The organism is Legionella antarctica (genome assembly GCF_011764505.1).
Classification (GTDB): domain Bacteria; phylum Pseudomonadota; class Gammaproteobacteria; order Legionellales; family Legionellaceae; genus Legionella; species Legionella antarctica.
This window is the reverse complement of record NZ_AP022839.1, coordinates 3,291,237-3,317,177: the sequence shown is the minus strand read 5'-3', so window position 1 is coordinate 3,317,177 and position 25,941 is coordinate 3,291,237. Positions and strand designations below refer to the sequence as shown.

The window sequence follows — 25,941 nt, the reverse complement described above, 5'->3', positions numbered from 1 at the left end:
TATAAATGATGGATGAATAGCTCTTATTTTTCCTTAATTTTGTTCCAGACATGCGGACCCATATCATATTGATTATGTAACAACCAATATTACTTTTCACCAACTTACAGAAGAGCAAATACAAAACTATATTGATACAGGAGACCCTTTCGATAAAGCAGGAGGATATGGTATCCAGAACGTGGGGCATACGTTTGTTAAAAAAATAAAAGGCTCCTATTACAATGTTATGGGCTTGCCCATTGAGGAAATTATAAAAATAATTTCGATTGAGTGCAGCCAGGTACCTACTAAAAAAGAGATTAATAATACCCGGCCAGTATAACTGCCTGTGCTTCTTCAGGTATTTTATTGTCCTCTACAGTTTCAGTAGATTTTCTGCTTGGTGAGGTCAGCCTGGAATTGGATGTAAGATCGTGACGTTCTTCTTCAGACAGGGAAGAAGAGGACAGATGCCCGCTTTTTAAAGGGGCAGGAGAGACTAGAGCTGCACTATCATCTTCTATGTAGGCGTTCACCCATTTATCGGCAATTAAATAAGTAGTGGTTAAGAATGTAAATACCCCAAATAAAGTGCCCGCTCCCAATATACAAACGCTACTTATTGCAGCAGCAGCACCAGCTGTAAAGACAATGGCGGGAAGTGCTAATCCTCCTGTAGCTACGGTTGAAATTAATAAACCAAAAATTAACAGAGTGCTGGCACCAACCAGTAAACTTATGGATAAATCAGAAGCCAAAAGCTGCTTTAACCATGAAGTCTTTTTTTCTAAAGCAGTATCAATCGACAGCTGTACTCGATAAGAATTAAATAATACGAATAGTGTGGTTGAGGCCATTATAAATAAAGGTATGATTGGAGAGACTGCAATGCCGGCAATAGAAAAAGTAATAATGAAGGCTAAAAAAGCGACTCCTCCATAAGTTAATAGTCCCTGGTTTTGGAGAACGTTTTTCTTCAAAAAATTATTGAGTTTATTATGTTCAAACAGATAGTCCAAAGAACCATTTAAGCTGATGTCAGTGAAAAAAGCAGCTTTATTATCCGACATTATGGCGCAGCTTATACCGCCTTTTTCAGTGACCATTCTGGCACAGGGTGCATCATTTAAGCCGTCACCAACGAACCAAATTCCTTTAGGGTTTACATGCTCAGATCGCATTAAATTACTCAGAAAATTTTCTTTATCCTGAGGTGTCTGTTCTGCATATATATTATCCAAATCAAAAATATCACCATTTTGCTGATTAAAACTTATTGCAGACAATTGGCTGTCTCCAGTCAGCATAATTATTTTTTTTCCTTCTTTTTTTAAACGATTGAGTGCGCCCAATATATTTTGTCTCACTTCATGTTTGATATAAATTACACCTTGATAAACCTTGTCCTCAGCCACATATACAGGTGAAAATCCCTGTTCTATTTTTTGGAGGTCAAGCTTGGGCAGTTCTATTCCAGAGCATCGTAAATAATTTGCATTCCCCATATGAATCTGTTTGCCCTGAACTACCGCAGATAAACCTTGATGCCTTAAATCCGTGTATGCCTCTTTTATATCTTTAATAAGGCTTTGATGGGTACTTTTAGTCTCGTAATAATGAGTAATAGCTTTAGCAAGCGGATGCTCTGCTCCATAGTGTTTCTCTAATAGATAAACTCTTTCCCATAATGAGGAGGAAATCCCTTCAGATGATTCTACTTCACTGTTACCCGTAGTCAGAGTTCCGGTTTTATCAAATACAATAGTATGAATATCATTAGAATGAGCACACAAATTTTCATCGCGGATAAGAATACCTTTATGATTACGTTGGTAGCTGTTAAGTAAGTTCGGCAGCTGATGAGCTATGGCCATAGTGCAAGGACAGACTGCAAATAAAATACCGGTGACGTTTTGCAATAATAAAGGAATAGTCAGTATTCCTAAAGCAAATGGGGTTACAATTGCTGCTATAATTCCCAAAGCAATCAAGGTCGTATAAAAATAAGTAAATCTTCGGTTTGATTCTGCTGCAATGCTTTCTCTTGCTCTGTTTGAGCGAAATAATAATTTATTCACGGTACTGTTATAGGAGTCCCTGGTGGCATAAACAGATACAGATTGACCAAGATTGATCGCGCCAGCGGGAATAGAACTCATGCAACGTTTACTTTGTTGCGGTTCACCAGTTAAAAGTGAAGGATCTACAATAGTGTTTCCCTGAATAAGAATACAATCAACAGGGAAACATTCACCGCGATTAACCTTAATTATCATTCCAGCTTTGAGAGAACGTTTTTTTTTCATCTGTAAGTTCTCACTATCCAGTTGCATTTGTATAGATGGAAGAATCTTACTTGGGTTTTTTAAATATTTATCCGCAGTTATTTCTTGGGATAACAGGTTTTGAAGTGCTTCTGATATTTGGTAACAGGGATATTCGTCAGACATTTGCGGGAATAAGGTCTTCATTCCCTGTAAATGCATCTTTTTCGACTTATTTAATACCTGACGTTTAATCTCATCCATGCCATTAATAACAGTGATAAGCATGATTGGCATGATAAAACTCATGAAAACCATTGAAAAGTTGCTTGCAAGGGGCATGGTAACCGCATGAAAAAGAGTGTGCGCTAAAGAGAGCATCCAGCCTAAGCTGACTGTGGTTGTCATGTTAGCAAGACTATTATTATTGAAAAGATTTTGAAAAAAACCAGTAAGATACTCTCTGGCGGTGAATGCAGTGGTTAAAAAGGAAAGAGAGGTTAATCCAATAGTCAGGAGCAATGAAGGGGGGAACAAGATGGTTAAACCAATGATAGCACCCATCGCCAAAAGATTGGCGAGAATATTTATCCAATTGACGTTTAGGGAGTCCTTGGGTGCAGTATCCGGATGGTTATCGATGAGGTCAAAAACAGAGCTTAAACTTTCTCTAAATCGGGCAATAAGTTGAGACTGATTGGTATCATCGTGATTAAACTCGTCATTAGTTTCAATTGTTATAAATAAGCGGTGAATACCAAAGGCTTGAGGTTCTGCATCTATAATTAGTTGCGCATTTTTCGGTAGGACATTTTCATCTTTACATTCATCCAAACAATTATTGAGTAAATTTTGAATCGTATTCCCGCAGCCTGTATGGCACATAATCCCTGAGACTAAGAAGGAGTCTTGAAAAATTATTTGTTTTGACATCATGTTCAATTCCTGATGGAGCTTATTTTGAAATAAATTATTGCTGAATATTAGGTTAGCACGCACTAAATTGCCACACAAAGATTAAATTACTTAACTTTCACGTTCAATGATAGCTGTAGAAATTAAGGCGGATGTATTCTTAATATGAACCTCACTTCCAGTAATGACACTATGATTAAAAGTAATTGGAATCACAAGAGCCAATGTAATAAACTGAACGTGTTTTCGACCTTGCTATTTCAAGTATCAGCGGAAGATTTCCTGGATGTGTTTGTCAGTATCCGTCTCAGGGAGCACGCCCTGACGCAGATTTGCTGTATAAGGACTTTGGAAAATAATAGTGCCGGGATTGTCCCCGAGACCTGTCACGACACGTCCAGTTTTCAAAGATGAAATGCCCAACAGTCCTAGTTAGGAGATTATTGAATTTTGAATTCTTTATCAATAAGAAAAGAGCTTTTTTTAACTACAGCCCTCGCTGTTTTTTGCGCCTATGATTTAATCACAACCATAATTTCAATTTGGGATTTTACTACGGATGATGCGTACATTAGCTGGGTTTATGCCCGCCAACTAGCCACAGGAAAGGGATTACTCTGGCATCCCGATCTTCCCCGAGTTGAAGGATACTCCAATTTTTTATGGATTATCATTGCGGCTTTCCTAATCAAATTTAAATTCTCTCTAGTTACCACCATAAAATTAATTTCCTGTTTTAGTTTAGGAGCCGGATTATTTTTCTTATACCGTTTGGGTCGACTTTTTTTTAGTCCACTTTTATCTATGCTTCCCATTTTTATATTTAGCCATTTCCTTGGCGTTGCATGGTGGACAGTGAGTGGAATGGAAAGTATGTTTTACTGTGCTTTATCTCTATTATTGATTTGGCAGTGTGCGGTAGCTTTAGGTTTTCGCGCGGTTAAAGAGACAACACAGGATTTTGAGGTTTCCACGAGCTCAACAGGTGCATGGGTAATAACTAATGGTGCTCTTTTGTTATTATGTTTGACTCGATTTGAGGGTGTAATTTGGTTGGTTCCGATATTATTATTTACTTGGTGCCATTTAAATCGCGTTGGGATAGGAGCAATTTTTACAACGTCCAAAACGATGTATGTTTGGGGACTGATTTTTATTGTTTGTTTTCTGGTGTCTTATCTGGTCTATTTTACGTGGCGACTACACTATTTTGGTCAATGGATTCCTAATAGTTACCGGTGTAAGGCTTTAGAACCAGGGCAGATTTTCAGTTTAGATCTTGATTATTTACTGGTTATCTTTCCTTTGCTTCTTGCTTCTCTTCCCTATTTTTTATCCTCCAAGGATTGCAGGCATTGGTTGTTGTGGCTGCCATCAGCTCTTTATACACTTTTGCTTTGGAAAGCAAATCCAGTTATTGCTCATTTACTTCGCCTGTTTTTGGGGCCTTTTGCTCTTTTTTCTTTACTACCCGTTTTGGGAATTATCCATTTTTTAAAGTATTTTAAGCAGCACTACCTAGATCCCAAAATAGTTGCTGCTGGTATCATTATCATTGTAACGATTTGGTTTATTCCAGGTAATGAGCCGCAATATCTACAAGCACTCCTGAAACAATATCAAGAAAGAACTCAAATTCGTTTAGCGGTTGCTAAAATTCTTAATACTCAAGCGACAAAAGGAGCTACCGTTCTTTTTGGTGATTGTGGCATTGTTCCCTTTAAGGGTCGCACTGATATTCGTTTTATTGACTCAGATTGTATTAATAATTTTGAATTAACCCACGCCCCGTATAATCAAAATTTAAATCAGTATGCAGAATATCTTGCTGATTATATTAAACCTGATTGGGTTATCACTACCTATCTGCCCCTTCAAGGGCAAGGTAATTATCTTTTTGAACTATTAAAAAAGAAACATTTTTTTGAGAACTACAAATTAGTTGCTACCTTGGAGTCCGGCTGGATATATAAGCAACTTCCTAAAGAACCTGCAAGAAAGATTGATTACATTTATAAGGTCTATAAGCGCCAAAGTGGCAAAAGCGGTATGTAGTTTGATGAATGAACGCAGAAAGGATCTGCTAGAGATGCTCCCAGAGCGTCGGTCTGGTCTGGGAGCATAAAATAGATTACTGGCCACCACCTGTACTGTCAGTGCTGCTGCCACTATTTCCAAAATCTGCGCTGGGTTGACTTGATCTTGTGTTTTGAATGAGCATAATAGAATTGGTCAACAGAATACGTTCTTGTAGTTGACGGTCCAGATACATCTGATAATTAATTTCCGCTAATAAGGTAGCAATTTCTTTCTGCACCGTAGCGGAAGATGCATTGTTTATTTGATTAATCCATTGCTTATTTGTGCTTAGATCTGAATTAAATAATCTCCAGCTTGCCATCCTAAATTCACTCAACGCTTCGCTGGAAAGAATCGGACTGTTATCAGAACTTGTTCCCAGCTTTTGAGGCAATCTTTTGGACAGGATGTAGTACAGGTTGCCCATGCCGACGGAGCTTTGAGCTGCAAAAATCCGTAAGTTGGCAAAGTAGGTAGCTAAAGTAGCTTGGGCTTGTTTTTGTTGCACCTGGGTTATGCTTGTCTTCCCTGTTGGGTAGGCCGTATTGTACAAAGTGGTATATGATTGCAGTGAAGGTAAGGTGCCTGGAGCTACTTGTCCTGAAGCGTAACGAATAAAATTAGCCGCTACTTCGATTTGAGTTTGTGCTTCTAATCCGGGGTTTTTATTTCCGGAGGGCGTGGGACTTCCAGTACCTTGGCCTGGGCTATCAGTGGAATATAACAAGGGCGCTATTAAGGAATTACTATTAAGTTGACCGAGGAGCTGCTGATTTTCCTGGAAACTAAAAAATTGAACTTTGCCTGGATTTGGAATATCACCTACCACGTTGGCCATTACCAGATTTTGATACAAATAATTACAGCTCTGGTTCCAGGCGCTTTGGTCAAATTGCATGCAATAGGTGTAGTCAGGGGTCGTTAAAATATTTAATACCGCTTGGCTTACCGGGTCTTGTTGATAGGTTTGTTGATCAATTAAATTCGACACCGTCAATGCTCCCTGTCCTTGAGAGGGGCTGGAGTAATTCTGATAGCTAAAGGTGAGATTAGCTCGAGAATTAATTATGTTGGCTCCTGCAGATGATGTAGGTAAAAATTGAGATAACGCCTGAGAATAGGTGTTAACCGGTATCGCTCCAAAAAAAGTAGTAAATACATAACCCTGGACTAGTTGAGTAGCAACTTCATTAAGTAATTTTTGGCTAATAGTTGAATTATTTGCAGTAGGGGACTGCGTTAAGTCATAACCTAAGTACCCCCCTAAATATTGTAAATACTGCTGTAGGGTTTGAGTGTTATTATTTGGTTGTTGGCCCGTCTGAAACCCAACGCCAACAGTACCATTATCTGCCACAGCGGGTAATGCGGTGAGGCAAAACAGATTAATAAAAAAAAGCCTGGATACTAATTTCATTACTCATCCCCTTCAAGTGCACGTAAAACGAGTTTTAAGCGATACTGGCAAAAAACGCGAGATAATAAACGTAATCGTTCAAATACTATATTTCGTTTGAGAAAAAATCCTGCAGGATCATGGCTGCCTAAACTCGTTTCCTCTGCATGGATTAAAACACGAGAAGCACTGCCTGGATGAACGGTATCTATGGCTTGCAGTAAACGTAAACCTCTTCCTGACTTAATATTTCCAACGATCCGAATAAACTTTTCTTCTTCAGCTAATAACCCCATGTCAATTTTTTCGATGTCGTCAAGTTCTTTACCTAATTGAGTCATGGCTTCTTCAAACTCAGGGTTTCCATCCAGAGTCCAGTCTTCTACATTTTCCATAAACGTGATAACCCGGTAAATCATCGGGTCTATGTACTCAAACCAGTATTTGGCGGAGGCTTCATGGCTTAAATCAGGCATTATTTACTCTTTTTTTACTGTCATGGATTGATGGACGAAACTACTACATACTACTATAGTATATTATGAAGGGTAAAAGTCCATTACTAAAAAAGTAAAAAATATGAAAAAGAAATCAGGCTCCAGAATTGTAAGAGTTTTTTCACGGATAATAAATATCCGCACATGGTTTGATTGGGACCGAACTAAAGCATTTACTATTGCTTTGAAAAACAGCATCAAGAGTTTTTTTGTTCCGGATCAAATTACCACTGTCGAATCGTTTGAATCAGCACAATCCAAGATGCATTTAAGTGATGCCGATTTGTTGTTAAAACAAAAGGCTTTATTTCGCTTAAGCATGGTGATGCTTACAGCGGCGGTACTCATCCTGGGGTATTCCGGATATCACCTTTTTTATGGCTCATATAAAGCATTTTTCATCAGCCTGTCAGTTACATCTATCGCTTTGGTTTTGGCTTTCCGTTATCATTTTTGGTATTTCCAGATTAAAAATCGTAAATTGGGTTGTACCTTCAAAGAATGGTATCGACAAGGCTTATTGGGGGAGAAAGAATGAATAAAGTGGTTGTAGCCGTACTTCTCTCTTTTTTTCCAGCGTTAGTTTTAGCGGACAGCACCTTAAGTTTTGCCCCTCCTGCCAGTGACTACTCGATAGTATTTCTGGGTAATTTATTCGGTATAGTGGATGGCGTGTTGCATGGAACTGGCAGCCAGATTATGGGTACCATGTTTGCTGTGTTTAACTCAGCAGTTTTAGCAGTTGGCGGAGTCATCATCATGTATACACTGATGGTGTCCACAATGAATACCGCTCATGAAGGACAAATGCTCGGTCAAAAATGGTCCTCTATCTGGATTCCTGTTCGGTCAACACTGGGCTTGGCCCTGTTAATACCAAAAGCATCAGGTTATTGTCTGATGCAAATTTTTGTTATGTGGATAGTAGTGCAGGGAATTGGGGCTGCAGATAAAGTGTGGGAAGCTGCCTTAGGTTACTTGAATCGAGGTGGGGTAATTATCCAGGCCCAACAATCAAATCCAACGAGAGGTCTTATCAATCCTCAATCGTCCGGAGTGCCTGGAGGAGCCATGTCCATTCTTGCTGGCCAGGTCTGTATGTTAGGTTTGCAAAAACAGCTAGAAGCTCAAAGACAAACTTATCTTGAAATGAGTCAAAACAGTACCAGTACCTCAGCACCATGTAATTCTGATGCATTAAAAGATTTTTGCAATGCGGCTATTCCTGATTTCATCACTACAGTAAATGTGGTCGCAGTTCAGAATGATAAAATGAATAGCAACAAAAATATTATTCCGAAAGATTATGAAGCGCCAATGCCTAATTTTACAAAGTCATCTACCTTTAATTTTTTAAACGGTATTTGCGGGACTATTAAGTGGAAATCCATAGCGGGCCTGGGCACCTCAGGTACTATGGGGGTTACTGATTCTCAGTTCAAAACAGCGCAAATGTCCCGAGCTATAGCTATCCAGCAAATGTATGTTGATCTTACCGCGGTCGCTCAGGTAATGGTTAATAATAATCCGGCTATAACTCCTTCGACCGGTAGTAACAGTCCGGGATCTGATGCCAGTAAGAACTATTATTCATTGATTGCCAGAGAACAATTTGGTGTACCTCTTACCGCTTCAGGCACGGTTTGTGGTACGTACACTGACAAGTGTGTTATCTGGGGACCCATTGCTTCAGGCAGCGGAGTATTGTTTAACGGAACAGAGTTTCAGGGGGCAATCAGCGATTATAACGGGATTATGACTCCTACCTTGAATTTGATGAGCATTGCAAATGATTTTCAAAATAAGAATAACACCCGCGCTTTTATCAATGAGGCTACCAATAAGGGATGGATCATGGCAGGGTCTTATTTTTTTGACCTGGTTGCTTTAAATGGAAATGCGGCTGATACGACAGCTGCAACAGATACAGGTACAGGTTTGGACTCCAGTACTTTTGGTTTTAACGGGATTGCTTCAGGCACGTGCAATGCTGATTCTTACGCGTTATTGTGCACCTGGTTTGGAAATAGTGCCGCTCTCCTTGTTCAGGTACAGGCACTAATAGACGGTACATACGTTTCAGCAGGAGCAGGAGGGGTGCCTATTCCAGGAACAGCTGCAAAAAAGCCTAAATTAGACAGTAGTTCAATTGCAGCAAGCACAGTCGACAAGACGCTTACTTCTTCATCGGTGTATGGCTTTGTAAATAACTCCATGATGATGCAGGTGCAAGGTCAACCCGGATTGGAACCGTTACAATTTGCTAATATGATTCATTTCAGTGTGGAACCTCAAACTTATTATTTGCAACAACAGAATTTTGACTGTGGAAAAGTGAAAATTGCATTTTTCTCATTTTGCCTGGGACGAATGATGGGTAACTTGTTTTACAACGCCATATTTCGATATATATACAATGCCTTCCTTGCTATGTTTTCCCAAATTATCAATCAGGTCATTATGGCTTTCTTAATGATTCCGCTACAAGGGATGGCAACTATTTTCCAAAAGGGACTCGAAACGGTATCGGCACCGGGAGTTAATCCAGTTGTAGCCCTGGCTAATATGGGCGTTATGTACATTAACTTTTCTGCTAATTTATGGATGATGTTATTGAATCTGGCTGTTACCAGCGCAATTATACCCATTTTTGGATTGTTTATTTTTGCCCTAATTGCTCTTGCCATGCCGCTATTATTGGCCTGGATTGGGATTATGGTCACTGTCGGGTTCACAACAGCGTATTACATTCCTATTTTACCTTATATGATTTTTACCTTTGGTACTTTGGCCTGGATGATTTCAGTCATAGAAGCGATGGTCGCCGCCCCTATTGTAGCTTTGGGGGTTACTCATCCTGAAGGGCATGATGCCTTTGGTAAAGGTGAGGCGGCGATTATGATCTTAATGAATATCTTTTTAAGACCTGCTTTGATGATTATTGGGTATATTTCAGCAATAGCTCTTTGTTATGTTGGGGTATGGCTTCTTAATGCCGGGTTTGATCATGCTATTGGTTACATGCAAAGCAGTCCTTCTCAAGATCCTAATGCCTGTAAAAATTCTGCATGGGGCATGTGTAAGGAGTCCTGGACGGGTACCTATGGCTCGATGGAGAAGGTCAATCCCGAGAACTCACTCGAGTCTCAAGGTTCCGGGGTCAACTCTGCTTTTAAAGGTACCCAATATACAGATTGGGCAGGTATTTATGCGTACTTTTTCTCTATATTAATTTATACAACCATGTATTTAGTCATTGTGCAGAAATCATTTACTTTGATCTCCCTATTGCCTGATAAAGTGTTACGTTGGATAGGTGGCAACCCGGAAAGTACAGGCCAGGAGGCTGCTCAATGGGGTGAGGAAGTGAAAACAAAATCTGGAGAGGCTGGTAAAGCAACTCAAGATGCTCAAGGGCAAATGGGTAATAAGCTCGGTGGTTATGGTCAGAAAGCGCTTGGCAAGATTTCTAAACCTGGTGGTTCTGGTAAGGCTAAAATGTCAGGTGAAAGTACCCAATCCAAACCTTCTGGAGAAGGTTAAGGATACTAAAGAACAAAATTGGGGAGCCAGGCAACACAACAGGATGCTTAGGAGTAAAAAGATAAAAAGAGTTGGCAGTCAGGTTAGATTTTATTTATCCATTAGCATGCTCCCAACTCTTATAGAGGAAGCAAAATGATAGTTACTGAAGAAATAGATTATAGCGATAAAGAAGCTATATGTCGGGGCTTTATCGCATATGATAACAGTTGTTCAAAAAAACTCCCTGGGGTCATGGTGGCTCATGACTGGGGTGGACGCGGTGAGGCGGTCTGTGACAAGGCAATACAGCTTGCTACTATGGGGTATGTTGGTTTTGCTATTGATATGTATGGTAATGCCCAGCTTGGGTATGATAAATCGGAAAGAAGAGCCTTGATGACTCCGCTGGTGCAAAATAGGCAAAAATTAACGGATCGTATTCGTGCAGCTTTTAACTTTCTTACCCAACTACCTCAAATTGATAAAGATAAAATTGCTGCCATAGGTTATTGTTTTGGGGGATTATGCGTGCTGGACCTGGCTCGCTCTGGTGCAGATGTTAAAGGGGTTGTTAGTTTTCATGGTTTACTTTCAGCGCCTGAAGGAACGGTTCTAGCCCACTTAAAAACCAGGATACTGATATTACATGGTTACGATGACCCTTTGGTGCCACCTGAGCAGGTAGAACAATTTGCTGTCGAAATGAATCAAAGAAAAGTCGATTGGCAGGTTCATATGTATGGTCTTGTTCAACATTCTTTTACCAATCCACAAGCAAATGATGATGAGATGGGTTTGCATTATAATAAGCTTGCCGATCAACGATCTTGGGAAAGTACGGACTCCTTTTTACGAGAAGTTTTTTAAAGACTAAGTAACGCTACTGCATTCGCCCGGGTTAAATCATCCTGTCGTTGCTCGGATAATTCCAATTCATCAAAAATATGTTTTGAGAAAGTAAGCCAATCTGGCACATCCATTTGGTCCATCTGACCCAGATCAGAGCTGTATATAACTCGGGGTATGGACGTTAAAACTGCTGCGAAATCCTCTTTATCTTGATGATTTAATAAATAGGTTAATGCAGTTTGCTCAACCCAAATAAAGTCATTTTGGGTCAGTATACTTAACGCTTGCGCATTCAATCCAGTTAGTGGATTCGCCGGCTGATTTAATAATAATGCAGGAACATGATACTGAATGCAGGCATCAATTAAACTGTACACTTCTTCACGTGAAGCATGCCCGGTTGACAAGACAATAGGGTAATCATTTGCCATTTTTAAAATATCGATTACTTCTTTACGTAATTGTTGCTTCGTATTAAAAATTGTTTCACTTTTAAGGCTGTGTTTGCTTAAATAATCATGAGCTATTGTTCTTGATAATTTAGATTGAATCACTCGTCCTGTAATTGTGGGAAAATGCACAATCATTTTTGCTGCAATTGATGGTTGAAATTCACTTAGTGCATGCTGTATGACTCGATAATTTATTCCTCCAGCCAGGTGATTTAAAACCAGGGAAGATAGTATAGGTAAGCCCATGTTTTGAGCAAGAGTAGCCTGCACACTGGTTGCTCCTAAATGACTTTTTAAAACAGCCGCCCCATTTAGCGTCCCATAAAGTTGTCCTGCTTTAATGGCATCCCATCGACGCTCATAAAGATCTGGACCTGCATGGTAATGAATATCAATAAATTGATACGCTGTAAGTGGACGCAATTTAACCTCTATTTTTTTTCATCATCAAGCCAGGGTTGATCGTAGCGATAATCTTTCCGTGCCTGCTCCAGGCTAGAACCTGATCTGATTGCCGCTTTGATATTATTTTCGGTCAATTTAATAGTGTTTGCTTTGTTCATGATATCGATCACTGAATTTAAGGGGATTACTAAAACCCCATTATCATCAGCAAAAATAATATCCCCTGGATTTATGGTCACCTCATTAATGACCAGAGGGCATTGTTCGTTGTTTTTATGAATCCTATTTTTACCCGAGCGCATATGTACTGCTGTACTATATACAGGATAGTTTGCTTTGCGAATCGCTTCAACATCTCGAACAGCTCCATGAACTACAGTGCCAGCAATATCTTTTTGTATCGCTATCTGAGTAAGAATATCTCCCCAGACAGTGCAATCGCTACGGCCGTTATTGTCAATAACAATCACTGATTTGGCGGGGATGGAGTCAATGTAATTAGCGGCATTTTTAAACGCTGATGCTTTTTTTTGATTCGATTTATATTGCACGGTATAAGCAGGGCCAATCAATTTCATTCCTGGTGATAATGGCTTGATATTTAACAGGGCGCCTTCTATGCCGCATGAATCGAGTGCATCAGATAGCTCTGCGCTGCTGAATGAATATAGTTTTTGCAAATGTTCGTTCATATTGAGGCCATTATTCAAGATATTTTGTTTAAGTTCATTATTTTTGATGGAAAATGAATCCATGTTGAGATCGTAATTGCAATTCAGACACTGATCAATAATTGCATTAGCCATATCAACAGTTGTGGCATTTCCGCCGAGATCATAAGTTACAACGCGATTCTTGTTCACCACAGCGATCACTGCGTTAATAATTTTTTTTGCCTGGCTTTGATAACCAAAATGATCCAAGAGCATGCTAATTGATAAAAACATGGCGCTAGGATTGGCGCTATTATTTCTCATGCGTGGTCCACTGCCGTGTATGGGTTCGAAATAACTGCCCTTTTGGCCAATATTGGCACTCGGTGCAAAGCCTAAGCCGCCCATAATCCCCGCTCCAACATCAGATAAAATATCACCGAACATATTTTCAGTCACGATAACGCCAAATTCTTCAGGGCGTCTTATCATCCATAAAGCCACTGCATCGACGTTTAAAATATCTGCATCAATATAAGGGTAGAGACTGGCTACCTTTTCAAAAATTTCTCTGGCAAATTCACTGCTTTGACGCAGGACATTCGGTTTATCTGCAAAAGTTACTCGTTTTAGCCCATTAGAATTGGCATATTGAAATGCAAAGTTGAAGAGACGTAATAATCCTGCTTTGGATTGCAGGCGTAATGCACAACTGATTTCATTAACTGGAGTGGACTGCCAATGTTGGTCGTTACTAAGTAAATTATGTATGGACTCAGGAATGGGGTAAAAATCAAATCCTGAATACAGACCCTCTGTATTTTCACGAATGATACAAAAATTGAATTTCTTTTCCGCATGATTATTGATAGAAAAACAGGGGCGAACATTGGCAAACAAGTCTAATTTCTGCCGTAACTGGATAATCGGGGAGATATAATGAAGATTATTTTTTTGAAATTTTTCGGCTAATTCTTTCTTGGCTTCTCGTTGAGGTTTGCTGGTTATAGCCCCTAATAAAACTGAATTTGATTCAGCAATGAGTTGCCAGGTTTTATCTGGAAATGGATTACCTTCATTTTGCCAATAAGACCATCCAATCTCACCAAAAGAAAGCTGGACAGGGAGATTTAGTGCTTTAATTATAGGTAGTGCAGCATGGGTTACCTCAATTCCAATCCCATCGCCTGGTAAAACTGCAATCTTTAGCTCGTTATTCGGCTTCACTGTTTAAAGTCTCCAATATAGCCCTTTTGCAAAAAGGAAGATTATCCCGAAGCATCCTCATCCCTGCTCCAGGTACACTCAATAAAATTCCTTGTTGAGGAGCAGCCACGTTATCTTTATTCACTAGATGTGAACGCTCACCGATTAAATGCAGATGATTTACCTGATTTTCTTTTAAAACGAATGTTGAGTTGGTTTCTAATACACGTGTTAAGCCGTAAATCATACGTTTTGCAGCAAGTACCGGATCAAAAGAATGAGGTTCTTGTGAGGGTATTTCATGAGGGTAATATACATGTTTATAAAGAGAGAAAAGTGCGTCATCCATGTTGCCTTCTTTACAAAGAGCAATCACTTTTCCAAGTTTTTTAGTGAGGGTTGAGTCAGCAAAGGTTGGCGTTGAAAAAAGTACAATTGGTTTATTGAGATTCACGAAGAGAGAAAAGCATTGTTGTAAAATAATTCCCCCAAAGGAAAATCCAAAAAAGGCATCGTAATGAGGCAGGTATTTACTTAATTCCTGCTCCCAATAGTGGTAATACTCCTTATTAGGAATGTCCTGCATTTTGGCAAGAGAATCGATAGGATGAATACTATACTCTTCCTCCAGAAAGGATAAAGGATTAATAATAGGTTCAATGTAAGAGGGATAGTGTTGAACGGGTGTAATCACTAATATCTTCTTTTTTTGCATTTTTATCCTGTATTATTCAGTTGCAACAATGTGCCCGGCATAATGTTGTTATTAATCTGGCACAGGCTATAATTTGGCTAGTTTTTCAGGTTAAACAATTTAAGGTCAGCTGTTGAAAGATCGGAAATTCCTCTGACAAACTCATCCATTTCAATGGCCTCATGACCTATCTTTAATGCCTCTCTCACAAAATTGGCTGCAGTTAAAACGGTTGCTAAATCGTACTTTTTTATATTAATGGCATGCAAATAGGCAACCAAAAACTCAGTTTTCAAATTACCGGTACCTTTTCCCATACCTGCCAGAGATGCATCAATCACCTGAGCACCGGAGTTTATCGCAGTTAAAACATTCATCTGTGCTAAGCCAATGTTATCATGGGCATGGAAGCCAAAAGGAGTCGAATAAATACGAGCATATCTTTCGTAAATGAATTTAATCCTCTGCGGTAGGATACTGCCATTTGAATCTGCAAAATAGATCATATCAGGCTCATGCTTACTTACCTGTCTTACCACGTCATCCAGCTCATCGTCAGTGTAATAAGTCATATGAATAAAATTGACGGAAACCGGTAAGCTTATTTCTTTCGCAAGTTTAAGGATAGGTAACGTTTCTAATAAGCAATTTTTAGCCACACACAGTCTTAGAAGACCAATACCATAGCTTTTTAATTCGATAAGATCGGATTTAGTAATATTATTGGGGTGTGCCATTACCGCAATGATCGATTTTCTAATTAATGACTGGCACAAGAGCAGATAATTTTTATCACATAATCCTGCTCTGCCCAGATTTTCTATTGGATGCAGGGAGCCATTTCGGTACCCAATTTCAATATATTCTATTCCCGAATTATCAAGAGGCACCAGAATTCGTTCTAATTCTTGATCAGAAAAGTGGAAATTAGTTCGATGTCCTCCATCCCTTAAAGAAGTATCTAATATCTGAATTGAGTTCATTGAGCGACCTGTACTGGTAACCTTATATTATAATTCTAATACAAATAGGGGTAATAAGCTTAGACTCTCCAGTTAATAATAGTAAAAAGAGTGTTATGATTTTAAGCGTTTGCGCCAATCTATGGAATTAACCAAAAAACTATTCCCAGTATACTGATTGTAAGGAGTGTTCTTAAATAAAAAGCAGTAGGCTCATTTGAAAAAAGTGAATATAAATAAGCTAGTGGATGGCGAAAGATAAATGAGCGCATGATCTGTCTGGTAACAAAGTGAGGAGTTCCAATTAATGGAAATTCATGAATTCGAATACTTGGACAGTGATTTACTTCCAATACGATTCCATTAGATCGGGTCATTGGACTATTGATATCAGCGCATTCAACATCAATACCGGTGAGTTTCAAGTTCAACACTGTAGCTACCTGGCGCAATATTTTACGGTTTTCTTCGCAAATTTGGTTTCCTAATGACTCATAGAGGCCCCCTCTGGTCGCATTACTGGTGTAGCATAGGACTAACTTTTCTCCGGCTGAGGGGATGTAATCTGCGTCTAAACCAAGTTCTTTTAACCTGATTTGGCATTCAGTATCAATCGATATTGCACCTAAAAACGGATTAATTTCTTTACGCTGAATATTACTCAAATCAATAAGCTCCTGGATGTTGTGTTTGCCATCACCAGTTACATGAGCTGGATGCCTCTGAACAATCCCGATTACCTGCTTATTAAAAACCAATGCTCGGTATGATTTTAATTTTCCGTGAAACTCTTCAATCAGCAAATGATCGTATTGGGAGAATTGGGTCGGTAGAAAAAATAAAAGTTCTTCAAGAGTTTGAATATTGCATAAGACACCAGTGCCAAGAGTGCCATCGACAGGTTTAATTACAAGGGGAAATTTTAAATGAGCTATCATCTCTTCTGTTTTATTTTGGTCAAATTCATTTAGATGAAGGGCAACTGATTTAGGTACAGGAATACCTGCCATTTCCAGTAGTTTATTAGTAGTATATTTATCAACAGCGATGCGGGCACTGCTGGTATTATTAAATGGTGTTTCATTCTCACAAAATAGATAAGAATGTTGACCTAGTTTTAGCTCAAACCCATTAATTTCATCTACCGGTTTTACTGGTAAAAATAAGGCTTTGGCACTTCTGTAATAACACATTGCATTTCTATCGATGATGGCGCCTCATTTATTGATTTATCAGGTAGATCTGTTTATTCATCCTTAATAAGACCGATGTGCCCTGACTTAATTAGCGACACCCAGAAAATAAGAGTAAATTAGGATGTGATGCGCTATTGTTGTTGATAGTCTTTAGCACCTGCAATAATCAGTTTATAAACCCGTTCACTAATGATGCCTTGTTCAAATTTCATTTTGGCATCCAAAGTCATTAATTGACCTCTTTGTCTTACCAGTTTACGCGTAGAAGATGTTACTTCGTTAGGATCTCCATCCAAAAGCAGGTCTCTCACTTCTTCATCAAACACCAAATATTCTCTAAGAGCGACTCGCCTGTCATCAACTGTAGGAACCAGTTTTTGCCAGATACATAACCTGATAGTTTCTAGAATGTCTATGGTTCTTCCGAGTCGTTCTTCTCCAGCAAACGAAGTAACCAGACGCCGCATCGTTTCGGCTACACCAGAAGTATGCAGGGTCGTATAAACGGGATGTCCAGTCAGAGCCGCCTCCAGAGCAGCACTAATAGTTTCGGCATCTCTACACTCACCTACCATGATCAAACGGGGTTTTCGACGTAAAGCATTTCTAACTCCATCAGCAAAACTGGGTAAGTGACGTGGAATTTCTGATTGACTTACTACTGAAGAAATCGTCTCAATTTCATCATAAACGAATTCTATTGGTGATTCATAGGTTAATACTTTTCTATTTGAATCCGTAGTTTCTATAAGCTCTCGAATGATGGATGCAAGAAGGGTTGATTTACCAGAACCGGTTGCTCCGGTAATAAATACAATACCTTCCTGTGGAGCTATGGCTTCGAGGATATTATCAGGAAGATTCATAGTACTTAATTTGGGTGGGGTTGTTGGAATGGTTCTTAAAGTAATCTGAATTGCATCATGTCCCTCAACCAGACAAGCAGTCCCATTGACCCTATAACGGTAACGTACGCCACGATTGGGGCGAAATTCATAATGAGTATCTATATCTTTGCCAGAAAGCAGCTGTGTTGTACCATTGGGTCCATAAATTGAGTTGATTAAATCACCCAGCTCTGTATTTGATAACCGGCGGTTAGTAATTTTAAGCAACTTTCCGTAGACTTCAGCAAAGATAGGTTCACCAGTTTGAATGGTGATATCCGAAGCGTTCAGACTTTCTGCATGTTCCAGCATTCTATCCATGAACATTGGGGTGAAACGGGTTGGCTCGTCAGGCATCAAATGAATATTATTCATATTATTATCAGTTTACAGGGGCAATCACTGGCTGCCAGGATTTATTCGTTATTTTAATTCTAGACTGATTTGCGATTTTTTCCATGTTTTTAAACTGTTCCAAAGCATTTTCGTCTTTTGCAACTGCAGCTCTCCACTCGCTACTGTTTATGTTGAGTGCTGGTAATGCCGTAATTCGTAACACTCTATCATCGATATGGATTTCAGAAGCATCACCAGTAACACCCAGGTCAGTATGAGAAACATAGGGGGGTGATACCATATTCATGGCTAATAATTTTCTGTAAAGAATCATACCGCCAAAATCTTCTTTAACACGAGATATGCTTTCTTCGAGAATAATGTTGGCTTGATCGATACCATTTTTCCATCCCTTGGCAGTATAGATGCACCAAATAGTTTTTTCTGCTTTGGTTTTGGGCAGTAGAGTAACGTTAGGGGCTTCAGGTTTTAAATAATCCATCCAAAGATACTGACGCCAGGTCGGTGGTGTGGTGACAAAGCGTGCTTGTTTCGAGACCTTGTAAGTACGATCAGAAATTCTTATGCTCTGCGCATCAGCCAGATTTAAAGTATTCCTACCTTCTAGCAATACGGGGGGTAAAATATTATGTTCCAGGATCAGGGAATTAAAATCATAAATGGTATCCAGATTCCTGGATTGTTTGGTAAGCGCCTCATCAATTTGTTTTGATCGCCATGCCAGTCCCCCCTGGGCACCGAGACTTAACGCGGTTTCTTTAAGAGCCATTTCACGAATTCTACCCATTTTTTGTTTCTTTTGAACACGTGAATATTTACCATTGGCCATTGCCTGTATGCCTGCCAATGAGCCTGTATCCCCCATGTTTACTCGAGAAGAGGCACAGGAAACCAGTAAGACTGAAAATATAATAGCAAAACTAGGAGTAAATTTTGGCATAACGTAATTCTACAACCTGACTGTTAGGATAGACGTGAATATAGGCTTTTTTACCTGCTTGGTAGTCAATATCACGAAGGATTTCTGCTAGGCTTTGATCTTTAATGTTGAGGCTAATTAATACGGGTAATGATGGTTCCCTTCCCAGGATACGTAATTTAAAATGTGATGCTTTAGCAATACGACCTGTTAATTCCTCAATGGGTCCAGACCAGTCTACACTAGCTCTTGCCTGCAGGTTGTATGCGTTGGGTATCGTTAAAGTATTGTCTCTATGGGGGGGGGTAATCACTTTTTCAATACGAGCCATTTCGAGCATGGAATCACTTACTGAAACAGCTGCTTCTGCTAGTTTTATAGTCGCGTCATCACTAGGATTATTTACTGGTGGTTTTCTAAACGTACCACCACAACTTGTTAGTAACGCTGAAACAATAAACATAATGACAATCTTGTTGTTCATTCAATGTCTTTAATATCTATGAGTATTGGTTTGATTGAAACAGGAGCAAGGCTGCTTGTCAAGATATTGTTATATGGTGCTTCCAAAACAGAAGGTTTTAACGATAATACTAATTAAAGTTTTTCAAATAATCCATATATAATTTGTCCTGCTTGTTTCAATTTAATCTGTTGCCATTGTGTTGGTTCTATTTCAATAGATTCGGGTGATTCTAAATAAACAAGCCCCCCGGAAGGTATCAGTTTTTTTTGCACCAGGGTATTGAGACATTGAGGGATATAATTTTGCGCGAAGGGTGGATCCAGAAAAATAATATCAAATTGCTCAGTACTTTGTTGGAGATAAAGTCGGGTATCCGCTTTAACCAGTGTTAGGTCAGGGCTGTTAAATTGAGCTATTATTTTTTGTAAATTGGTATGGGCCTTAGGAGATTGTTCTATAAACGTAACTTTTGAAGCACCTCTTGAAAATGCTTCGAAACCCAAAGCCCCACTGCCGGCAAAAGCATCCAGGCAGCGGGCATCTTTAATGTCGTTCATTAACCAATTAAACAGGGTTTCACGAACCCGGTCAGGAGTTGGCCTTAAACCTTCCACCTCAGGGAAGTGCAATTTTTTACCTCGATATAAACCGCCTATGATACGAATGACTTGTTTCAAGATCGACCAACCGTAACCAGTAGTAATTTATCAGGATGCACTTGTTGTTTAAAAGCCAGTTTTATCTTATCAACAGTTACGGCATTAATTTGGGCAACATAATCATCTAAATAATTTTCGGGTAACTGGTAAAAAGTCATACGCAATAACAGGCTTGCAATAGCCCTGTTGCTTGCAAGGGAAAGGGGAAAACTACCGGTGAGGTATTGTTTTGCAGACTCCAATTCCTGGGCATTTGGTCCGTTATCAATAAATGAATTTAACGTATCTTTGGTAATTTTAAGGGCATTTTCAGCTTGATTATTTTTTGTCGATAAACTGATAATAAACGGCCCGTTCCCTGGCATAGGGGTAAATTGGCTGGTTACTCCATAAGTTAAACCGCGCTTCTCTCTTACTTCTATAGCTAATCTTGAAACTAAAGCGCCACCACCTAAAATGTAGTTACCTACCATTAATGGAAAATAATCAGGATTATGATGATCAATGTCAATTTCACCCAAACGGACCAGTGTTTGAGAAGATGGAAATGGAACATGTATCTCTTCTGCTTTGGTTAACTGCATTGCTTTGGCAATCCGTGGAGCGGGGGTCCCTTTGGGCATATCATGGGTTAATTGCTCAGCTAATTGATGGGCTGTGGGACTATCAATTGCACCTACCATTACTAACACAGCATTACTGGCAACAAAATATCGTTTATAATATTCAATAACCTGTTTTTTATTGATTGCACTGACCGTCGCTTTGACTCCATCGACTGGGTGAGCATAAGGGTGTTGTTGGTATAACGCTTGAAAAAAATTAATGTTTGCTATTTCATCAGGAGATTCATCAGCCTGTTCGATGGCCATAAGCAGTTGTTTTTTTTCTTGTTCAAATGCTTCATCAGGAAAATCCGGGTGATTAATAATCTGATTAAATATATTTGTTGATTGATTCAGAGCTTCTTTACTGGTAAGAGTTCTTAAACTAAGCGTAGCCATATCTCTGCTGGTTTCGGAGTTAAATTGCGAGCCTGTGTCTGCAAGCGTTTCAGCTATAGATGTTGCATTTTTTCCTGAATTTCCCTGGTTTATCATATGGGTTGTTAAAGCGCTCAAACCGTATTGATTACCATCATAGGCAGAACCGCCGGAAAAGGCGATACTAATATCCAGCATGGGTACCTCCATGGCTTGGTAAAACACCACCTTAACTCCATTTTTGGTCAGCCATTTTTCTGTTTTGAATGTGTTCCCTGATGCTTGATGAGAGATGCTTAGAATGACAGCGGTAATAAATATGCTGAATATTTTCATGGTTTCACCTCGTTATTTCTCAAAGGTATTAATTCTGCTTCGGTCACGTTGTTTTCTTGAAAGTAACGTTGGGCTGTTTGTTGAATTTGTGCTGGGGTGATACTTTTGATTGCATTGGCATACTTATCGGTATGTTTCCAACCGATACCAACTGTCTCTAACAGACCTAACTCCATTGCCTGACCAAAAATTGAATCTTTCTCAAAAGTTTTCTGGGCGATAATTTGGTTTTTAATTCGTTGTAATTCCTGTTCACCTACAGGGGTATTTTTTAAATCATTGATCTCGGCAAGTAGTGCTTTACGGAAATCTTTGATCTCATGATTTTGATTGGGAGCACCATACAGAATAAATTGTGTCGGGTAGCGTGAGTAAAGGTTGTAATAGACATCTGCACCAGTAGCAACATGGTGGCCTCTGATGAGATTTTTTGCAAAACGGGCACCTTCTCCGCCGTCAAGAATGCCGGTTATAAGTTCCAGAGCATAAGGTTCCCAGGCATTTTTTGCGGTCTTCACACCAGGCACAGTATATCCTATCATGAGCAGGGGCAACTTTGCCGGGGCCCGGATAGCCACTGTTTTTTTACCCAAAGCAGGAGGGGTCTTTTGGGGTTTTCGTTCAAAAATTTCCCGCTTGTGAAGAGCACCAAAATATCGCTTTGCCAAGGTATGCACTTGTTCGGGATTAACATCCCCTACTACCACCAAAGTAGCATTATTGGGGGCATAATACCGCTGATACCATTTTTTAAGGTCTTCAGTGTTCATTTGTTGGAGATCACTCATCCATCCAATTACCGGATGGTTGTACGGAGCAGTTAGGTGAGCAGTGGCTAAAAAGCGCTCAAAGGCAAGGGCCTGGGGATTATTATCAGTTCGCAGGCGACGCTCTTCCTGAATGACTTTAATTTCTTTAGCAAATTCGTCGGCATTAAGGAGTAAATTATTCATTCGATCTGCTTCTAGCTCAAAGCTGGTTGCAAGTCGTGACGCATCTATTTTTTCAAAGTAAGCTGTGTAATCATTGTTGGTAAACGCATTTTCCTGGCCGCCTTGTGCGGCAATCGTTTTGGAAAAGACACCTAAGGGAAACTTTGAGGTGCCTTTGAACATCATGTGTTCAATAGCATGTGAAACACCTGTTATACCTCCAGGTTCATCTGCAGAGCCAATGTTGTACCAAATCATGGAAACAGCAATGGGAGCACGATGATCTTCTTTAACCAGTATTTTTAAACCATTATTCAGGATAAACTCTTGAACTTGGCCAAAGGTCTGACAAGACAGTATCATCAGTAAGGTAATGAGTATTTTGTGCACAACTTAACCTCAAAGCTAAAAAGGTGATAGAATTTCACATTTCTTAGGATTTGTACACTAAATGATTAAATGGTTTAAACGAAATCAAGCCCCAGAGGCTTTAGAAAATCCAGAAAACACTGCAGAAAGTGACATTGAAACAATCTCTGAGCAAAGCGATGAGTTGATTCAGCCTACGGCTGAGGTTACTAAAGAAGGTATTTTTGCACGTTTTAAGCGGGGTTTAAGTAAAACACGCCATCAATTGGGTGATGGCATTGGTCGTTTATTGCTTGGCAAAAAAGAAATCAGCCCGGAGTTGATGGAAGAGTTAGAAACTCTATTAATCAGTGCTGATTTGGGTATTGATACCACCCAGACCGTATTGAAGCAATTAACAGAGGGTCTAGAGCGCAAGGAATTATCTAACGGAGATTCGGTATATGAGGCTTTAAAAATTCATTTGCAGAGTCTATTAGGCGAAACTTCACAGCCTTTGGCTTTAGAAACAGCTGATAAATCACCTTTTGTTATTTTGATGGTTGGTGTCAATGGGGCGGGCAAAACAACTACTATTGGCAAATTAGCCAAGCAATTTCAAAAGCAAGGTAAAAAAGTAATGTTAGCTGCTGGTGATACTTTCCGAGCTGCGGCAGTAGAGCAGTTGCATGTATGGGGCGAGCGAAATGATATCACCGTCATCGCCCAGCATACAGGGGCTGACAGTGCCTCTGTTATATTTGATGCTTTGCAGGCTGCCAGGGCACGAAAGATGGATGTTTTAATTGCTGATACTGCAGGACGGCTCCATACGCAAAGTAATCTGATGGAAGAGCTAAAGAAAGTGAAACGCGTAGTACAGAAACTCGAACCTACGGCTCCTCATGAAACTATGTTGGTGTTAGATGCCAGTATAGGACAGAATGCCTTGATTCAGGCACGACAATTTCATGAAGCAATAAGTTTGACTGGGATTACGATGACTAAACTTGATGGAACAGCGAAAGGCGGGATATTATTTGCAATAGCTAATGATTTGGGGATACCCTTTCGTTATCTAGGTGTTGGTGAGGGCATAGAAGATTTACGGCCCTTTGATGCAGCGCAATTTGTCGGTGCAATATTCAATGATGATCACATTTGACCAGGTTAGTAAGCGTTATCCAGGTGGCTTTGAAGCATTAAGTCAGGTGAATTTTTCTTTACAAAAAGGCGAAATGGCTTTTCTTACCGGGCATTCTGGAGCCGGGAAAAGTACCCTTCTTAAATTAATTGCCTTATTAGAATGGCCTACATCAGGTCAATTAACAGTGAATGGGTTGAAGTTAAATCACTTAAAAAAACGTGATGTCGCAACTCACAGAAGCCAATTAGGAATTACGTTCCAATCCCCCCGTTTTCTTAATGACAGAACTGTTTTTGATAATGTTGCTTTACCCTTACAAATTCAAGGCATGGCGTATCCTATGATTGCCAAGAGAGTGCATGCAGCATTGGATATGGTCGGTTTATTAAGTAAAGAAAAAATGTTGCCTATCCATTTATCGGGCGGTGAGCAACAAAGATTGGGTATTGCTCGTGCCGTAGTTCACAAACCAGCTTTATTACTAGCCGATGAGCCAACAGGAAATTTAGATCCTAAACTTTCTTCGGAAATCATGTCTATTTTTGAACAGTTTAATCATGTCGGGGTCAGCATATTAATCGCAACCCATGATTTAGCTTTGATAGCGAGAATGAAGCATCGCATTACGATGCTAAAAGGAGGTCGATTGTGTTAAAAAAATCTCAATCATTTCTTGCCTATCACCTGCAAGCAGCAACTCACAGTCTCAATCTCTTGTGTCGTAAACCATTAGCAACCATGATGACAGTTATTGTTATTGCAATTACTCTAGCCTTGCCAGCCCTTTTTTGGGTGTTTACCGATAATTTAAGTCAGTTGACTATTGGATGGCAGCAAGGCAGTCAGATTTCCATTTATTTGAAAACGGGGATGACTGATGCTGAGCAAGCGACTTTATTGCAGAAAGTGCGCGATACTCAAGGAGTTGGACAAGCCAGTTTAAAATCAGCGGCAGATGGATTATCTGAATTGATCCAACAAGAAGGAATGCAGGACATAATGCGCTATCTTCCAGAAAACCCCCTACCTTCTGTTATTGAGGTGGTACCTTCTCTGATTACCGACTCTCCGGCAAAATTGGATGTATTAAAACGACAGCTGGAGGCCTTACCTCAAGTGACTCAGGTGAAACTTGATATGGCATGGATTAATCGATTACACGTTATTTCAGGTTTTGCAGCGAAGGTAGCTAAAGCGTTAATGTCCTTATTGGCTTTGGCTGTGGTTTTAATCATCGGTAACACCTTACGTTTAGCTATTCATAATCGCCATGAAGAGATTCAAATTTTGAAGTTAATTGGGGCAACTGATCCCTTTATACTCAGGCCCTTTCTATATTCTGGTGTTTGGTACGGACTCGCGGGTGCAATACTTGCGGTTTTTCTGGTTAATATTTTTATCTTAAGTTTAGGCGTTGCGGTTAATCAGCTGGCTGTTGCTTATCAAATGCACTATCCGCTAACAGGATTGTCAATAAGGCAAATCTTGCTACTTGTATTGTTTGCTATTATACTCGGTTGGCTTGGGGCATGCCTGTCTGTGAAACGACAATTGTCCTCCATAGAACCCTATAATTGATGTATAATCAAGTTTAGGGTACATTAGTGCAAAAATGGCATTAATGACATGGATTTTTGTATTTCCTATTGGTATTCGGAATCCAGGATCTACTGATAATTGATCTTAGAGGCCTACGTGCCGTGGCTTGTTCGCGGCATCCAGAAGTCTCGTGAAAAGAACGGATATTTTGTTCACAAAGAGTCCTAACTGGATCCCGCGAATAAGTCGCGGGACGTCGAGAAACCAATTGGCAACAGTCCTTAGTATCTAGT

At 39.7% G+C, this 25,941-nt stretch carries 22 protein-coding genes; 8 read left to right on the top strand and 14 right to left on the bottom strand.

Going from position 1 to position 25,941, the window contains the following annotated elements; translation table 11 throughout:
* The first annotated feature begins 67 nt into the window (after positions 1-67).
* Complete coding sequence (locus HRS36_RS15660) at positions 68-325, top strand: Maf family protein (protein ID WP_226905659.1); 258 nt, start codon at positions 68-70, stop codon at positions 323-325.
* Here the strand turns inward: HRS36_RS15660 and HRS36_RS15655 are convergent.
* Positions 303-3,182, bottom strand: a complete 2,880-nt coding sequence (locus tag HRS36_RS15655; protein ID WP_226905502.1) for an HAD-IC family P-type ATPase — start codon at positions 3,180-3,182, stop codon at positions 303-305. The genes HRS36_RS15660 and HRS36_RS15655 overlap by 23 nt on opposite strands.
* 834 nt (positions 3,183-4,016) lie before the next feature.
* On the opposite strand from HRS36_RS15655, the gene HRS36_RS15650 reads away from it, so the two are divergent.
* On the top strand, positions 4,017-5,216 hold the full coding sequence (locus tag HRS36_RS15650; RefSeq protein WP_226905501.1) for a protein LphB: 1,200 nt from the start codon (positions 4,017-4,019) through the stop codon (positions 5,214-5,216).
* 76 nt (positions 5,217-5,292) lie between these two features.
* Here the strand turns inward: HRS36_RS15650 and icmX are convergent, their stop codons facing one another.
* Together icmX and icmW are read right to left on the bottom strand one after the other, a co-directional pair.
* Positions 5,293-6,657, bottom strand: a complete 1,365-nt coding sequence (icmX, locus tag HRS36_RS15645; RefSeq protein WP_173238021.1) for a type IVB secretion system protein IcmX — start codon at positions 6,655-6,657, stop codon at positions 5,293-5,295.
* Positions 6,657-7,112, bottom strand: coding sequence for a type IVB secretion system protein IcmW (gene icmW / locus HRS36_RS15640; RefSeq protein ID WP_173238020.1), 456 nt, complete (start codon positions 7,110-7,112; stop codon positions 6,657-6,659). Before icmW ends, icmX begins: the two co-directional genes overlap by 1 nt.
* Before the next feature lie 103 nt (positions 7,113-7,215).
* Between icmW and icmV the strand changes: the two genes are divergently transcribed.
* The 3 genes from icmV (at position 7,216) to HRS36_RS15625 (ending at position 11,525) form a co-directional block, all read left to right on the top strand.
* Positions 7,216-7,671, top strand: coding sequence for a type IVB secretion system protein IcmV (gene icmV / locus HRS36_RS15635; protein ID WP_173238019.1), 456 nt, complete (start codon positions 7,216-7,218; stop codon positions 7,669-7,671).
* Positions 7,668-10,676: a type IVB secretion system protein DotA gene (dotA, locus tag HRS36_RS15630; RefSeq protein WP_173238018.1), complete on the top strand. Its 3,009-nt coding sequence runs from the start codon at positions 7,668-7,670 to the stop codon at positions 10,674-10,676. The genes icmV and dotA overlap by 4 nt, the downstream gene beginning before the upstream one ends.
* Positions 10,677-10,811: 135 nt before the next feature.
* Positions 10,812-11,525, top strand: a complete 714-nt coding sequence (locus tag HRS36_RS15625) for a dienelactone hydrolase family protein (RefSeq protein WP_173238017.1) — start codon at positions 10,812-10,814, stop codon at positions 11,523-11,525.
* Here the strand turns inward: HRS36_RS15625 and HRS36_RS15620 are convergent.
* The 11 genes from HRS36_RS15620 to HRS36_RS15570 all read right to left on the bottom strand — a co-directional run bounded on the left by HRS36_RS15620 (position 11,522) and on the right by HRS36_RS15570 (position 23,004).
* Entirely contained in the window at positions 11,522-12,382 is an 861-nt protein-coding gene (locus HRS36_RS15620) for a DUF6282 family protein (protein WP_226905500.1), read from the bottom strand. The genes HRS36_RS15625 and HRS36_RS15620 overlap by 4 nt on opposite strands.
* A gap of 8 nt (positions 12,383-12,390) precedes the next feature.
* The gene (locus HRS36_RS15615; protein ID WP_173238016.1) at positions 12,391-14,244 is read right to left on the bottom strand and encodes an isocitrate/isopropylmalate family dehydrogenase; all 1,854 of its coding nucleotides are present in this window, start codon (positions 14,242-14,244) and stop codon (positions 12,391-12,393) included.
* The gene (locus HRS36_RS15610; protein WP_173238015.1) at positions 14,231-14,938 is read right to left on the bottom strand and encodes a hypothetical protein; all 708 of its coding nucleotides are present in this window, start codon (positions 14,936-14,938) and stop codon (positions 14,231-14,233) included. Before HRS36_RS15610 ends, HRS36_RS15615 begins: the two co-directional genes overlap by 14 nt.
* 77 nt (positions 14,939-15,015) lie before the next feature.
* Positions 15,016-15,900, bottom strand: coding sequence for a beta/alpha barrel domain-containing protein (locus tag HRS36_RS15605; protein WP_173238014.1), 885 nt, complete (start codon positions 15,898-15,900; stop codon positions 15,016-15,018).
* A gap of 119 nt (positions 15,901-16,019) precedes the next feature.
* On the bottom strand, positions 16,020-17,072 hold the full coding sequence (locus tag HRS36_RS15600; protein WP_173238013.1) for a UDP-N-acetylmuramyl peptide synthase: 1,053 nt from the start codon (positions 17,070-17,072) through the stop codon (positions 16,020-16,022).
* A gap of 134 nt (positions 17,073-17,206) precedes the next feature.
* Positions 17,207-18,319 carry a Dot/Icm type IV secretion system ATPase DotB gene (gene dotB, locus HRS36_RS15595; protein WP_173238561.1) on the bottom strand — a complete coding sequence of 371 codons (1,113 nt, stop codon included), beginning with the start codon at positions 18,317-18,319 and terminating at the stop codon, positions 17,207-17,209.
* Between the two features lie 25 nt (positions 18,320-18,344).
* Positions 18,345-19,259 carry a type IV secretion system DotC family protein gene (locus HRS36_RS15590; protein WP_173238012.1) on the bottom strand — a complete coding sequence of 305 codons (915 nt, stop codon included), beginning with the start codon at positions 19,257-19,259 and terminating at the stop codon, positions 18,345-18,347.
* Positions 19,240-19,722, bottom strand: coding sequence for a type IVB secretion system lipoprotein DotD (gene dotD, locus HRS36_RS15585; RefSeq protein ID WP_173238011.1), 483 nt, complete (start codon positions 19,720-19,722; stop codon positions 19,240-19,242). The genes HRS36_RS15590 and dotD overlap by 20 nt, the downstream gene beginning before the upstream one ends.
* A 113-nt stretch (positions 19,723-19,835) precedes the next feature.
* Positions 19,836-20,381, bottom strand: coding sequence for a 16S rRNA (guanine(966)-N(2))-methyltransferase RsmD (rsmD, locus tag HRS36_RS15580; protein WP_173238010.1), 546 nt, complete (start codon positions 20,379-20,381; stop codon positions 19,836-19,838).
* Positions 20,378-21,682: a M16 family metallopeptidase gene (locus tag HRS36_RS15575; RefSeq protein ID WP_173238009.1), complete on the bottom strand. Its 1,305-nt coding sequence runs from the start codon at positions 21,680-21,682 to the stop codon at positions 20,378-20,380. Before HRS36_RS15575 ends, rsmD begins: the two co-directional genes overlap by 4 nt.
* Positions 21,679-23,004 carry a M16 family metallopeptidase gene (locus HRS36_RS15570; protein WP_173238008.1) on the bottom strand — a complete coding sequence of 442 codons (1,326 nt, stop codon included), beginning with the start codon at positions 23,002-23,004 and terminating at the stop codon, positions 21,679-21,681. Before HRS36_RS15570 ends, HRS36_RS15575 begins: the two co-directional genes overlap by 4 nt.
* Before the next feature lie 61 nt (positions 23,005-23,065).
* Between HRS36_RS15570 and ftsY the strand changes: the two genes are divergently transcribed.
* From ftsY to ftsX, 3 genes are read left to right on the top strand one after another with little or no spacing between them, the layout of a single operon-like run.
* Positions 23,066-24,127 (top strand): signal recognition particle-docking protein FtsY, encoded by a 1,062-nt coding sequence (ftsY, locus tag HRS36_RS15565; protein ID WP_173238007.1) that lies wholly within the window; start codon positions 23,066-23,068, stop codon positions 24,125-24,127.
* Positions 24,114-24,764, top strand: a complete 651-nt coding sequence (gene ftsE / locus HRS36_RS15560; protein ID WP_173238560.1) for a cell division ATP-binding protein FtsE — start codon at positions 24,114-24,116, stop codon at positions 24,762-24,764. The genes ftsY and ftsE overlap by 14 nt, the downstream gene beginning before the upstream one ends.
* The gene (gene ftsX, locus HRS36_RS15555) at positions 24,758-25,687 is read left to right on the top strand and encodes a permease-like cell division protein FtsX (protein WP_173238006.1); all 930 of its coding nucleotides are present in this window, start codon (positions 24,758-24,760) and stop codon (positions 25,685-25,687) included. Before ftsE ends, ftsX begins: the two co-directional genes overlap by 7 nt.
* Positions 25,688-25,941 lie beyond the last annotated feature (254 nt).